At 40.9% G+C, this 12931-nt stretch carries 12 protein-coding genes; 5 read left to right on the top strand and 7 right to left on the bottom strand.

The features are described 5' to 3' along the window. Position 1 precedes the first annotated feature (1 nt). The gene (locus HCU67_RS05055) at positions 2-1813 is read right to left on the bottom strand and encodes a sodium:solute symporter family protein (protein ID WP_168551484.1); all 1812 of its coding nucleotides are present in this window, start codon (positions 1811-1813) and stop codon (positions 2-4) included. 83 nt (positions 1814-1896) lie between these two features. On the opposite strand from HCU67_RS05055, the gene HCU67_RS05050 reads away from it, so the two are divergent. Both HCU67_RS05050 and HCU67_RS05045 read left to right on the top strand, forming a co-directional pair. Beyond that, positions 1897-2637 (top strand): sulfite exporter TauE/SafE family protein, encoded by a 741-nt coding sequence (locus HCU67_RS05050; RefSeq protein ID WP_168551483.1) that lies wholly within the window; start codon positions 1897-1899, stop codon positions 2635-2637. A 75-nt stretch (positions 2638-2712) separates the two neighbouring features. After that, on the top strand, positions 2713-2889 hold the full coding sequence (locus tag HCU67_RS05045) for a hypothetical protein (protein ID WP_168551482.1): 177 nt from the start codon (positions 2713-2715) through the stop codon (positions 2887-2889). A 15-nt stretch (positions 2890-2904) separates the two neighbouring features. Here the strand turns inward: HCU67_RS05045 and HCU67_RS05040 are convergent, their stop codons facing one another. The 6 genes from HCU67_RS05040 to nirB are packed head-to-tail and all read right to left on the bottom strand — an operon-like array spanning position 2905 to position 9256. Further along, positions 2905-3273 carry a DUF7009 family protein gene (locus tag HCU67_RS05040; protein WP_168551481.1) on the bottom strand — a complete coding sequence of 123 codons (369 nt, stop codon included), beginning with the start codon at positions 3271-3273 and terminating at the stop codon, positions 2905-2907. Between the two features lie 4 nt (positions 3274-3277). Further along, the gene (locus tag HCU67_RS05035) at positions 3278-3856 is read right to left on the bottom strand and encodes a precorrin-2 dehydrogenase/sirohydrochlorin ferrochelatase family protein (protein ID WP_168551480.1); all 579 of its coding nucleotides are present in this window, start codon (positions 3854-3856) and stop codon (positions 3278-3280) included. Then, complete coding sequence (locus tag HCU67_RS05030) at positions 3846-5717, bottom strand: PAS domain-containing sensor histidine kinase (protein WP_168551479.1); 1872 nt, start codon at positions 5715-5717, stop codon at positions 3846-3848. Before HCU67_RS05030 ends, HCU67_RS05035 begins: the two co-directional genes overlap by 11 nt. 9 nt (positions 5718-5726) lie before the next feature. Next, a complete protein-coding gene (locus HCU67_RS05025; RefSeq protein ID WP_168551478.1) occupies positions 5727-6314 on the bottom strand; it encodes a DUF4202 domain-containing protein in 588 nt (195 codons plus the stop codon). Positions 6315-6329: 15 nt separating this feature from the next. Beyond that, positions 6330-6707, bottom strand: a complete 378-nt coding sequence (nirD, locus tag HCU67_RS05020) for a nitrite reductase small subunit NirD (protein ID WP_168551477.1) — start codon at positions 6705-6707, stop codon at positions 6330-6332. 2 nt (positions 6708-6709) lie between these two features. Continuing rightward, a complete protein-coding gene (gene nirB / locus HCU67_RS05015) occupies positions 6710-9256 on the bottom strand; it encodes a nitrite reductase large subunit NirB (protein WP_168551476.1) in 2547 nt (848 codons plus the stop codon). A gap of 112 nt (positions 9257-9368) precedes the next feature. Between nirB and cobA the strand changes: the two genes are divergently transcribed. The 3 genes from cobA (at position 9369) to HCU67_RS05000 (ending at position 12922) form a co-directional block, all read left to right on the top strand. Continuing rightward, positions 9369-10148: a uroporphyrinogen-III C-methyltransferase gene (cobA, locus tag HCU67_RS05010; RefSeq protein WP_168551475.1), complete on the top strand. Its 780-nt coding sequence runs from the start codon at positions 9369-9371 to the stop codon at positions 10146-10148. Positions 10149-10407: 259 nt separating this feature from the next. Continuing rightward, a complete protein-coding gene (locus tag HCU67_RS05005; RefSeq protein WP_168551474.1) occupies positions 10408-11793 on the top strand; it encodes a CmpA/NrtA family ABC transporter substrate-binding protein in 1386 nt (461 codons plus the stop codon). Positions 11794-11815: 22 nt separating this feature from the next. Continuing rightward, positions 11816-12922 (top strand): ABC transporter permease, encoded by a 1107-nt coding sequence (locus HCU67_RS05000; RefSeq protein WP_168551473.1) that lies wholly within the window; start codon positions 11816-11818, stop codon positions 12920-12922. Positions 12923-12931: the final 9 nt, after the last annotated feature.

Genomic DNA, 12931 nt, shown 5'->3' with positions numbered 1-12931 from the left:
ATTATAAAATATTGTCTTTCATTCTATTCCAAACTCTAACCAATAAAATCCCTGAAACCAAAGCAACACCTGTCAGGATTAAAGCACTAGTGGTTTTGCCGTATATCCAATGTCCGGTTGCAAACATAATCGTGTAAATGAGCACTACACCCAAAAGCATTGCGGTAAGACCTGAAGGAACACTCCATTTTCCTTCTCCTTGACTTACATCATTATTATCAGCTTTTGCTTCGTCAACCACCTTTTTCCATCCAGGGCCTCCAGGTTGAATGCGTCGGTAAAAATCTTGTAGCACCTCTTTGGATTCGGGTTGGGTCATGAAAGTGGCCGTCAACCAAATAATGGAAGTCACAACCATAATAAATGGTAGCTCCGACCAATCAGGAAAGAGCCCTGTTTCCGAAGCAAAAAGAAATGATCTTAGCGAAGTCGTTTCCAATAGAATTGCCAAAATTCCCGAAGAAAACATCGCAGTTATTTCACTCCAAGCATTGATACGCCACCAAAACCAACGTAGGATAAATATCAATCCCGTACCAGCACCAAAAGATAACAGTAGGTTGAAAATACCCATGGCATTCTGCATTGCCAAGGCTAAAAAAGCACTCAGGACCATTAAAACCACTGTGGATAAACGCCCCACAGCAACCATTTGCTTTTCGGTTGCATTTGGATTGATTTGTTGCTTGTAAAAATCAAAAACCATGTACGATGAACCCCAGTTCAATTGTGTTGAAATCGTACTCATATAAGCTGCCACCAAAGAAGCCAAAACTATACCCAACAAACCACTTGGTAATTTGGTTAACATGGCAGAATAGGCCAAATCATGCCCCAATTTATCCGCAGGTACGTTTGGAAATGCCTCTGAAATACTGGCCACATCAGGATATATTACTAATGATGCTAGGGCAACCAAAATCCACGGCCATGGACGAAGGGCATAATGCATGATGTTGAAAAAGAAGGTTGCTCCTATTGCATGATTTTCATTTTTAGCAGCCAACATTCGTTGAGCTATATAACCTCCACCGCCCGGTTCACCCCCAGGGTACCATGAACTCCACCATTGCACTGCCAAAGGAATAATAAGCATGGTAATCAAGGCTTTTTTGTCACTAAAATCAGGTAGGATGCTCAATTTATCCTTTACATTATCATTTTGCATTATGGCTTCAATACCTCCAACTTCAGGAAGGTTGACCAAATAAAAGGCTGCACCAATGGCGCCTGCCATAGCAACAAAGAATAGCAAAAAATCACTGTAAACCACCCCCTTAAATCCACCAAGTGCACTAAACACAACCGTAATCAATCCAGCCGCAACAACAGTAACCCATGGTTCAAGACCCAGCATTACGCCACCAATTTTAATAGCAGCCAGAGTTACAGCTGACATAGTGATTACATTGAAAAGCACCCCTAAATAAACGGCTCGGAACTTTCTTAAAAAACTGGCCGGTTTACCCCCATAGCGAAGTTCATAAAACTCTAGGTCGGTTTTTACATTTGATTTCCTCCACAACTTGGCGTAAACAAATACGGTAAGCATTCCCGTTAACAAAAAGCACCACCAGCCCCAATTTGCCGAGACCCCATTTGAACGTACCAAGTCGGTTACCAAATTGGGCGTATCGGTTGAAAAAGTGGTCGCGACCATCGAGAGGCCTAAAAGCCACCATGGCATAGTACGGCCTGATAAAAAATATTCAGAAGAACTTTTTCCCGATTTTTTTGAAACATAAATACCGATGCCCAAGACAATGGCAAAAAACAAAAAGATGATAACGTAATCGAGGGTTTGGATATCCATAATTTGGTTTTGGTTGCGAACTAAAGATACCAATTGCTTAGAACTTTTGTCAAAATGGTTCGACAGATGATTAGTTTTGGGGCATGGACAACATCACTCTATTTAGTTGGGTTCTGGCATACACAGCTATTTTTCTTTTAGGGGTTTCTAAATCCGGTCTAAAAGGGCTTTCCATTTTCAACGTTACTTTATTGGCATTGGCGTTTGGGGCACGACAATCGACAGGTATTTTGATGCCGTTGCTACTGGTTGGAGATCTTTTCGCAGTTATCTATTACAACCGGCATGCCCGTTGGGATTACATTTTAAAATTTCTACCATGGATGATTTTAGGAATTCTAATTGGCACATTTATAGGCCAAGACCTTCCAGAGAAACAATTTAAAATAGGCATGGTTATTGTCATTTTCATAAGCCTTGCCATTTTAATTTATTGGGATAGACGAAAGTCAAAGTCAGTGCCAAAACATTGGTCATTTGCAGGGGGTGTAGGAATTTTAGCAGGCATTTGTACAATGATAGGAAATCTGGCAGGGGCCTTCACCAACATATTCTTTTTGGCCATGCGATTACCTAAAAATGAATTCGTTGGTACAGCCGCGTGGTTGTTTATGATAACCAATGCTTTTAAATTACCATTTCACATTTTTATCTGGAAGACCATAACCAAAGAATCATTACTTATTGATCTAAAATTACTTCCGGCAATATTTTTTGGAATTATGCTTGGTGTCTATTTAGTTAAAATCATAAACGAGAAACAGTATCGGCGATTTATTCTAATCGTTACTGCTGTGGGGGCGGTGGCCATTCTTTTTCGGTAGTTCATCGCTTCAAAATCCTAACTATTTGTTAAAATCAACTCTTTTTGTTAACTTACCCTTAACAAGTTCAAGATCATGGGTATAAAAAAGGATACATCGGAATTGCGAATGGTGCTTATAGCTTTACTACTAAGTCTTGGTATTATTTCTTATGCGCTCTATGACACCTATTCGGATGAAGTGTCTGAAAAAATAACCCAGACCATCGCTGAGAACCTTCCGGAAATGGATAACGATTTGGCCGGGCGCTAATAACTGTTCAAAATATTATTGCGATAATTTAGGGTTCGGATAGTTGTCTGACTGGTCTTCTACAGTATTATCCAAACAGGTAAAGTCTTTTTCCACCAAAAGTGAAAGTGTGCTCGAATCATTCCAATCCACAGAATTACTGAATCCCACCTGGTTACTTGCTGCCCAACCTTTTTGTTCAGATTTTGGAAAGTAGATCGTGATGGAATTATCAACGAAATCAGCTTCGAGCTCAGTAATGCCTGACTTGGAAACCAGGGCGTATGTCAACGCTTTTGATTGAAAATGAGTAATCTCAGCAATACTTCCTGTTTTACTAAAGGTCTCTACTTCTGTCTTAGTCAAGCGAAACCGGACTGAATTTCCTTTGATTCGAATTTTCATAGCATTACTTTTTATTGACCAAACCCTTGGTAAACTCGTTTAAGGTTTCCACTTTTTCCTCGAAATCCCCTTTAATGGTCTTTCGATATTTATTTAAATTCTTGACCAAGTCGTCAATGTTTTCAGGAATCACATCTTCAAAAAATTGACGTAATCGCTTCGCAGTGGTAGGTGATTTTCCATTGGTTGATATGGCCACTTTCACATTTCCTTTTGTGACTATTCCACCCATGTAAAAATCACAGAAAGGTGGGTTATCGGCCACATTTACTAAAATAGAACGTTTACGACAATCGGTATAGACCTTTTCATTAACCTTTGGGCTATCGGTAGTTGCCACAACAATATGTTTCTTTTTTAAAAAGCGCTTTTTGTACTTGCCCTTGCACATCTTAACGTTGTGCTTTCTAGCTAGCTTAACGGTTTCATCACGGTACATCGGTGAAATCATTTCTACTTTGGCATTGGGACTGGACTTGAGTAAAAAAGTCAACTTTTCTTCAGCTACATTGCCTCCTCCTACAATCAAAACTTTGAGATTATCGACCTTTAGAAACACAGGATATAGTTCATTACGCTCCATGCACCATTTCTTTTTCTTGATTCAGTTTATAATTAATCGTAACACGAGTTCCTTCTCCAACTGTTGAGTTAAAAAACAATCTGCCATTAATATATCCTATTCGTTCTTTCATAAAAAACACTCCCATGCCACCTTCGCTATTGTTCTTGGGTGGCTTGTCCAATATTGCAGTATCAAAACCCTTACCGTCATCATCGATGACGACACTCAACAAATCCTCGTTCAAATTTAGGGTTACTAAAATATAGTTGGCCTCAGCATACTTAATAGCATTGTTCACCGCTTCTTGCGTAACACGGTAGATATTGGTTTCAGCCAGTGGGTCAAAACGAATGGGCTCTTTGGCCATATTTTCAAATAAAATCTTCCTACCAGTGAGCTTGCTCAACTCCTGGGTCATTTTCTGTAAAGCAGGAAATATTCCGTGGTCCCCCAGTTCAGGTGGAGTAAGGTTAAAGGTTGCTGTTCGCACCCCTTTAATCAACTCTGAGGTCAATTCTTTCAAATAGGCGATTTTCTCTACTGTTTTTTCTTTCTGTTTTGGATTTATGGATTCAATATTGAACTTCAATGCTGTAAGCATTTGCCCAATACCGTCATGAATATCTTTGGCAATACGCTTTCGTTCTTCTTCCTGACCTGCAACTACCTGACTTGCCTGCAGCTGCTTTTGCTTCATGCGTTCTTCATAGTTCTGTTTGGTAAGTTGCTCTACCTGGCCTTGGGTTTTCTTCCGCTCAGTAATATCAGAACATAAAATAAGGATACTCTGTTTTTCACGGGATTGGTAAATAGGAATTATGGACATTTCCAACCAAATGCGTTCCTGCAATTTTGTTGTTATCTCTATTTCTTCAGTGCGGATGTTTTTGTTTTTAGAGGAAAGAATTTCCCTGAGATACTGCTGTTGACCTTCATCTTGAGTTAATATCTCCGAAAGATGGGTTTTAGTAGGTTTCTTAGATTCACCTAATAAGTTAAGGAACTTTTTACTGATAAAAGATGGAGAGCCGTCCATAGAAATATCAGCAAATAGTGCAGCATTGTCTATTGCAAAATTCAATTCTTGCAGCTCGCGTAATGATTCTTCTTTTTCCTTGAATATTTTTTTGATTTGTCTATTATCCTCTTCGGATTTAAGCTTGCCCTGAATAAGATCAGAGATGGTCTCTCGAATCTGTATGGACATTGGGCGAAATATGAACAGTAATTCCAACAGTAAAATCAGTAAGGAAACTCCTAAGAGTAAATATTCTTTGAACTTCAATTGCTGCAACTGTTGTTTACTGATAGCATCATAAGCATTCACAATGGCGTCCATCTTTTGAAGAAAAGGCTTCTCATTCTTGAGAATATTCTGCAATTGCGGCGCTATATTTACCGGTAAGGAGTCTCCTTTTGTTTCAAAAGATTCCACTATTTCCTCCCCCGAGGCAACCATAGCAGCATGATGGGGCGATACATCTTGAAAAAGGGTTAAGATTTTTTTGTTTTCCTCTTTTGGTAATCCAATACTATCATTCCCTTCCTGCAATCCCTCATGTGAGACCTTCCAAACATAAAGTGTCTGTTTTAATTCCTTGATGATTTTGTGCTGTTGAGCAAAGTCTTTAATCGCCCCAAGTTGTAAAGATTCTTTTACCAATTTCTGGCTATATGCCCTTTGCCTACCTGCTACATTTATAACCCTTGAATCATATAATTGCGAATCTAAATGCTGTTGAATCAAAATTTGGGCAACAATTACCGTTATGGCAATTGCGGCAAGTGCCAGAATGTACCATTTTCGAACACGCTGAAAGGTTTCCGTATCCAAACTCCGGTGTATCCCGTTTTCGTATGAGCGCTCTTGGTTTGCCATTTCTATTGGTTATTCCAGTGCCTTGGCTATCAAGGCTTTTCCCTTTTCAGAGAAATTCAATTGCAGTGCTGCTTGTTGACCTTTTTCAGACATCTTTTTCCACGTCTTTTTTAAAATGGAAATGATTTTATCATCATCGTGTTTTACCAAAAAAGGTTCGAAGTAGTATTTTAAAAAAACCAAGCATATTACATCTTCTAATGTTTGAGTTTCCTGGTCCCTTTTTAATTTCTTTTTTAATAGAAGAAATTGTACCCGATCTATCAATTGTGAGTCATAATCAACTTCTTTTAAAATTTGAGCAGCTTTTTCTGCATGGAATTTCTTGAGTTCTTGTCGCCATTGTAAATACCCAACTCGATTCATTTCATACGAATCTCGTGGTATTTCCCAACGGCAAATGTGTTGGCATCTGGCAGTTAATTGAAGTGCTACCGAAGCATCCGGCTCAAATTCATCGAGCACCGCAGTCATACGTTGCGAATACAACAATTCTTTTGGGAATGGCACCCCTTCAAAGACCTCTTCGTTTGGGTCTTCGGAATTTGCCGCATCAAATAATTCGAACGCCTTGTTCAGTTTTTGGGAAGCCTCCATAGCAGGGGTTTTTCTTCAATCCGAAAAACCAAGATACACAAAACCATCTTCAATTTTTACGGGATATAAGGCAATTGCCGGAAGGTCTCCGTTTAAGTTTTCACCTGTTACCAATGAAAAGGTTTTTTTGTGCAAGGGACAGGCTACTTTTGGTATGCCGTTTTGATCTCCGATCATTCCCCTGCTCAACACCATTTCTTGCTTTTCAGGGGACAGGTTTTGACAAGCGTACCATTTGTTCAATCGCTCAAAATTAAAAACCGCAATCTGTAAATCCTTGTATTTTACACAGGCACCTCCATCTTTCGGGAATGCGTCTACGGGTGCTGCCTTGAACCAAACTACGACCTCTTCGAGTCCAACAGTTTTGTATCGCTCCAATATTGAATCCATTATCATACGTTTGCTTCTTCTTGTTTTAATGGCACTTTTACCCACTGCTTTGGCATTTTTTGTTCCCGCATTGGTACAAAGACCAAATTATCATCCTCTTCCTCACTGTTAACAAAGTGGTTAAAGCGCTTCATCATTTCTGGGTCGTTGACAGCCTGCGTCCACTCACACTCGTATTTGTTTACAAGCGTCTGTATCTCATGTTCCAAATCCCCAGCAATTCCAATTGTATCGTCAACTATCACTTCCTTTAAATACTTGAGACCTCCTTCTAAAGACTCCAACCAGGCAGCCGTGCGCTGTAGCGGTTTCGCCGTTCGCATATAGAACATCAGATAACGGTCGATGTATTTAATCACAGTCTCGTTGTCAATTTGCTCGGCCAGCAATTGGGCATGACGTGGATTAGCCCCCCCATTACCGCCAACGTAGAGATTCCAACCACCTTCTACCGCAATAACCCCAAAGTCTTTTCCGCGGGCTTCTGCACATTCACGAATACAACCGGAAACCCCACCTTTGATTTTATGCGGAGCTCGAATTCCGCGATATCGATTTTCCAGTTCAATACCAAAGCTTACACTTTCGTCCATACCGTAGCGACACCAGGTAGAACCCACACACGTTTTAACCGTTCGTAAAGATTTGCCATACGCATGACCACTCTCAAAACCATGGTGAATCAACTCTTTCCAAATGAGCGGCAATTGTTTAAGGGTGGCTCCGAACAAATCGATTCGAACACCTCCAGTTATTTTGGTATAGAGGTCGTATTTCTTAGCTATTTCTCCAAGAGCTATGAGCTTATCAGGTGTAATCTCCCCACCTGGAACCCTAGGAACAACCGAATAGGTACCATTACGCTGAATATTGGCCAAGAAACGGTCATTTGAATCTTGAATGGCATATTCCTTATTCGCAGTATCGGCGTGAATTGTGGCCATCAAAGAAGCTACTACTGGTTTGCATATCTCACAACCACAACCATTGCCATGGTTATCAATTACCTCATCAAAGGTTTGGTATCCCTTGACCTGAATAATATCATACAATTCTTGACGGTTGTATTCAAAGTGTTCACAAATTTGGTCCTTGACCTCAATACCCAACGACTTCAAGGTGGCTTCGGTCAGATTTTTGACCATAGGTTTGCAGCCGCCACAGCCTGTACCCGCCTTGGTGCAACTGACCACACCACCTAAATCGGCAGCTGCTCCACTTTCGATGGCCCCACAAATTTGTCCTTTAGTCACACTTTCACAAGAACATACCTGGGCCGTATCGGGTAGGTCCATAACATCTCCTAGCGCCCCTGCTCCTTCAGAAGCAGGTAAAATCAATTGTGCTGGGTCTTCTGGAACAGTCAAGCCATTCAGGTACATTTGATGTAGAATGTTATAATCTTCAGCATCTCCAACCAAGATTCCTCCCAACAGGGTTTTACCGTCATGGCTTACATTAATCCGTTTGTATAAATGTTTGGTCTTGTTCTCAAAAATGACGGAATGCCCCTTTTCCGCAGGCATGAAAGGTGTTCCAAAACTAGCAACGTCAACCCCTATCAATTTTAGTTTGGTCGACATGTCAATTTCCTCGGCCATGAGCACATCAACATTGCCTGCAATTTGGTTCGCCGCAACATTGGCCATATCATAGCCCGGAGCCACTAGGCCATATATCATCTGATTGTATAAGGCAACCTCTCCAATTGCATAAATCGAAGGGTCTGAAGTTTGCATTTTATTATTGACTATGATCCCCCCACGTGTACCCGTCTCTAAGCCGCAGGTTTTGGCAAGTTCGTCTCGCGGACGAATGCCAGCCGAAATAATCAACATGTCAACATCTAGTTCATCATCCTCGCCAAATTCCATTCCTGTAATGCAGCCATTACCCAAAATCTGATTGGTAGCTTTACTAAGGTGAATATTGATCCCCATCGACTCTAGGGTCAATTGTAATACCTTGCTACTTCGAGCATCCAATTGCCTTGGCATGAGTTTCGGGGCAAATTCTACCACATGGGGTTCAAGCCCCATATCAAGTACTGCTTTTCCTGCTTCAAGCCCAAGTAAACCTCCTCCAAGAATAGCAGCTTTCCCGTTCGATTTTTTTGTGTTTATCTTATCGGCATAGGCCAACATTCCCTCTAAATCTTCAATAGTTCGATACACAAAAACCCCTTCCTTTTCTACACCTTGAATGGGAGGTACAAAAGGAACCGATCCGGTGGCCAAAACCAATTTGTCATAAGAATACCTCTGACCTGATTTTGTTTTAATAGTTTTGGTCTTCTTATCAATATCAGAAATGTATTGGCCTGTAATCAGTTCAATACCATTCTCACCATACCAAGATGCTGGTGCCAATTCTAAAGACTTGGCGTCTTGATTTTCGAAAAACGCACTTAAATGAACCCTATCATAAGCTGGGCGCGGTTCTTCACCAAATACTTTAATGTCTAATATTCCCGGCTCCACTAGGCCAACCAACTTCTCACAGAATTTGTAACCTACCATTCCATTACCAATAACTACTATCTGCTGCATTGCTTCGTATTTATGAAACAATATTACGTATTTATACTTATTTTTTGTCTGTATAAATAAAAATAATTACGTATTCTTGTTGTGATTTATTCAAATCAGTACGTATTTGATTATGGAGTCAAAAATTGAAAAACAAAAAAGGGTAGCACTTGTGGGGGCAGGGCCAGGTCGTGAAGACCTCATTACTATTGCAGGTTTGAGCGAAATTCAACAGGCAGATGTCATTTTGTACGATGCATTGGTGAATCTGAAGCTTTTGACCTATGCCAAGAACAAAGCTCTGCTTATCTACGTAGGAAAGCGTAGTGGAAAGCACAGTATGACCCAAACCGAAATCAATACAGTTTTATTGGAATACGCCCTAACACAAAATCACGTGGTCCGATTAAAGGGAGGTGACCCCTTTGTTTTTGGAAGGGCCTCTGAGGAGATTGAGTATTTGGAATCGTTCGGAATTTCTGTTGAAATCATACCTGGCGTTTCAAGCGCAATTTCTGTTCCAGCGAATCAGGGAATCCCATTAACGAAACGTGGGGTAAGTACCAGTTTCTGGGTAATGACCGCCACAACCAAAGAAGGCCAATTTTCCAATGACTTGATATTGGCCGCAAAGTCATCAGCAACCATGGTCATATTGATGGGTGTTCGTAAAATTCATCAAATCGCAGAACTAGTAAGGGACTACCGCTCAGGACTTACTCCAATTGCACTGATTCAAAATGGAACACTCCCTGAAGAAAGTTGCATTACCGCTACCTTGAATTCTACAGAAAATGCATTTGAGGCTATCGATGAAACCCAGCCTGGAATTATTGTCATTGGTGATGTTGTAGCCGACCATACCTCCTTCTATGACGAAGAAATTCAGCGCGTACTCTATTCCTATTTATAATATATACTTCCTGAACAGCTCAAAGACTTTTGAAGTCATATTTGAATAGTATCGAATATTTCCAGTTCTTAAAAGTTTGTCGATTTGACAATTCACAGGGCTAAGAATTCCATACTGACCAAAATTCACCCTGTCCTTTTTCACATCTCTAAAAACTACGTACAATACGTAAGAAATTATTAAAATAAGTATTTATACGTATTTTAATTACGTAGGTTTGCTTCACGATTAAGTATTCAACTCTTAAAAAGATAGAACAATGAAAGCAATGCTCACAAAATTATTAGGTCTTTACATTGCCCTAATTATCGTCGCCTGCGGAGGCAAACAAACCAAAAAAAGCGCTGAAACAGCGGAGGCCGATATTCCCACTTCAACCTTGGAAATTGAAAAACCGCAATTGACCTTTGGCTTTATCAAGTTGACCGATATGGCGCCTCTCGCCATAGCGAAAGAAAAGGGTTTCTTTGAAGATGAAGGGCTTTTTGTTTCCGTAGAAGCACAATCAAACTGGAAAAATGTATTGGACCGTGTTATCGACGGTCAGTTGGATGGTTCTCATATGCTTTCAGGCCAACCGATTGCTGCTGGTGCAGGCTTCGGTCGACAAGCAGAATTGGTAACGCCGTTCTCAATGGATTTAAATGGAAACGGTATCACTGTATCCAATGATGTCTGGTCTAAAATGAAGCCGAACGTACCCAAAGGAGCTGACGGAAAACCAGCTCACCCTATAAAAGCAGATGCACTTAAACCAGTAATCAGTGAATACAAAAACAACGGTAAACCCTTTAAAATGGGCATGGTGTTCCCAGTATCTACGCACAATTACGAGATTCGCTATTGGTTGGCCGCTGCCGGAATCCATCCAGGAATGTACACTGCTGATAATGTACAAGGACAAATCGATGCAGAGGTATTATTGTCAGTTACTCCTCCACCACAAATGCCAGCCACGTTAGAAGCAGGAACCATTTACGGATACTGCGTGGGTGAGCCTTGGAACCAACAAGCTGTTTTTAAAGGTATCGGTGTCCCTGTAACAACAAACTACGATATCTGGAAAAACAATCCAGAAAAAGTATTTGTGATGACCAAAAAGTTCATCGATGAAAATCCAAATACTGCCATTGCCGTGACCAAAGCCTTGATTCGTGCCGGAAAGTGGTTGGATGAACCCAGTAATCGTGCAGAAGCTGTAAAAATACTCTCCATGCCTCAATACGTAGGCGCCGATGAAGTGGTTTTAGCGAACTCTATGACCGGAACCTTTGAGTTTGAAAAAGGCGATAAACGTTCGATGCCTGATTTCAATGTGTTTTACAAGTACAACGCAACCTACCCTTTCTACTCCGATGGTATTTGGTTCTTAACTCAAATGCGCAGATGGGGACAAATTCCCGACCCGAAACCAGCTGCTTGGTATGAAGAAACAATTAAAGACATCTACCGACCCGATATCTGGATGAAAGCCGCCAACCTTCTAGTGGAAGAAGGCCATATTCCAGCAAGTGATATTCCTGAAACTGATGGCTATAAACCTGCAACTTCCGACTTTATTGATGGCAACACTTATGATGCCAAAAACCCGATTGGCTACATCAACAGTTTTGAGATAGGAAACAAAGACGATTCGTCGCTATAAGAACCCTTTAAAAGTTACAATCATGAAGCAAAGTGTAACCGTAAACAAATCTGAAGAATTAAAGGTGGCAGGAGTGCTCAAAACACTCCTGTCCAAAATCAACTTTAAGTTGCCAAAGTTTAATGGCAAAGGACTGGTAAGAAAACTTTTGATTCCCTTGGCCTCGATTGTACTATTCATTGTATTATGGCATTTTGGTGCCAAGGCGCTATTCAATGTTGAGGCAGATTATAAGATTCAAAAGGCCTTGACTGAACAAGGGCAAGCCGCAGCCGACCAGATGGAAGCCTGTATTCTTTCGGGGGACATCAGCTGTCAACCAAACACACTGCCTTCACCTTCACAGGTATGGGCCTCCTTCAATACTTTGATTGCCGACCACAAGGTCATTAGTGCTGACAAATTGGCTTTTAAGGAAAAGACAGCGGCCATAAACGAGAAGCGAATTGCCGAGGGTAAAGATGCTATTACGTATACAGGGCGCCCATCGTTTGTAGACCAGATTTTCACCAGTTTAAAAACGGTTTTTGCGGGGTTTGTTCTGGCTTTTCTGATTGCTGTTCCGATTGGAATTATCATAGGGTTGAGCAAGACGCTTCGCAACTCCTTTAATTGGTTGATTCAGATTTTTAAGCCCGTTTCTCCTGTGGTTTGGTTGCTTTTGGTCTTCATGATCGTAAAGACAATGACGAAAGATTCCAATTCAGATAGTGCCTTCATTATCTCATTTATTAGTGTGGGGCTATGCGCTATGTGGGCCACTTTGGTCAATACCGCAATGGGGGTTTCCTCAGTGGACAAAGATTATATCAATGTAGCGAAGGTTTTAAAATTGGGGCCGCTTCAAAAAGTATTTAAGGTGATTTTACCATCATCGCTTCCATTGATTTTCACAGGGCTTCGAATCACACTTTCCGTTGCTTGGATGGTATTGATTGCAATTGAACTCTTGGCACAGAGTCCGGGACTAGGTTCGTTCGTATGGGAAGAATTCCAGAATGGGGCCAACGATTCCAACTCTAAGATTATCGTGGCCATGTTTGTCATTGGTATCATCGGGTTTTTGTTGGATAGGATAATGCTCATCATTCAAAACGCCGTTTCGTTCAACAAAAATGCAATGGCTTAACCCTTTCGA

The organism is Croceivirga thetidis, from assembly GCF_012272815.1.
Classification (GTDB): domain Bacteria; phylum Bacteroidota; class Bacteroidia; order Flavobacteriales; family Flavobacteriaceae; genus Croceivirga; species Croceivirga thetidis.
Note: the sequence above shows the minus strand (reverse complement) of the source record. Positions and strands in the feature narration are given on the sequence as shown.

What these genes read in the sequence shown, in the direction of transcription:
- HCU67_RS05035 (WP_168551480.1), bottom strand. Translation starts at nt 3,856, where the DNA reads ATGGAGCGTAATGAACTATATCCTGTGTTTCTAAAGGTCGATAATCTC.
- HCU67_RS05055 (WP_168551484.1), bottom strand. Translation starts at nt 1,813, where the DNA reads ATGGATATCCAAACCCTCGATTACGTTATCATCTTTTTGTTTTTTGCC.
- cobA (WP_168551475.1), top strand. Translation starts at nt 9,369, where the DNA reads ATGGAGTCAAAAATTGAAAAACAAAAAAGGGTAGCACTTGTGGGGGCA.
- HCU67_RS05000 (WP_168551473.1), top strand. Translation starts at nt 11,816, where the DNA reads ATGAAGCAAAGTGTAACCGTAAACAAATCTGAAGAATTAAAGGTGGCA.
- HCU67_RS05025 (WP_168551478.1), bottom strand. Translation starts at nt 6,314, where the DNA reads ATGGAGGCTTCCCAAAAACTGAACAAGGCGTTCGAATTATTTGATGCG.
- HCU67_RS05005 (WP_168551474.1), top strand. Translation starts at nt 10,408, where the DNA reads ATGAAAGCAATGCTCACAAAATTATTAGGTCTTTACATTGCCCTAATT.
- HCU67_RS05030 (WP_168551479.1), bottom strand. Translation starts at nt 5,717, where the DNA reads ATGGCAAACCAAGAGCGCTCATACGAAAACGGGATACACCGGAGTTTG.
- nirD (WP_168551477.1), bottom strand. Translation starts at nt 6,707, where the DNA reads ATGGATTCAATATTGGAGCGATACAAAACTGTTGGACTCGAAGAGGTC.
- HCU67_RS05045 (WP_168551482.1), top strand. Translation starts at nt 2,713, where the DNA reads ATGGGTATAAAAAAGGATACATCGGAATTGCGAATGGTGCTTATAGCT.
- HCU67_RS05050 (WP_168551483.1), top strand. Translation starts at nt 1,897, where the DNA reads ATGGACAACATCACTCTATTTAGTTGGGTTCTGGCATACACAGCTATT.
- HCU67_RS05040 (WP_168551481.1), bottom strand. Translation starts at nt 3,273, where the DNA reads ATGAAAATTCGAATCAAAGGAAATTCAGTCCGGTTTCGCTTGACTAAG.
- nirB (WP_168551476.1), bottom strand. Translation starts at nt 9,256, where the DNA reads ATGCAGCAGATAGTAGTTATTGGTAATGGAATGGTAGGTTACAAATTC.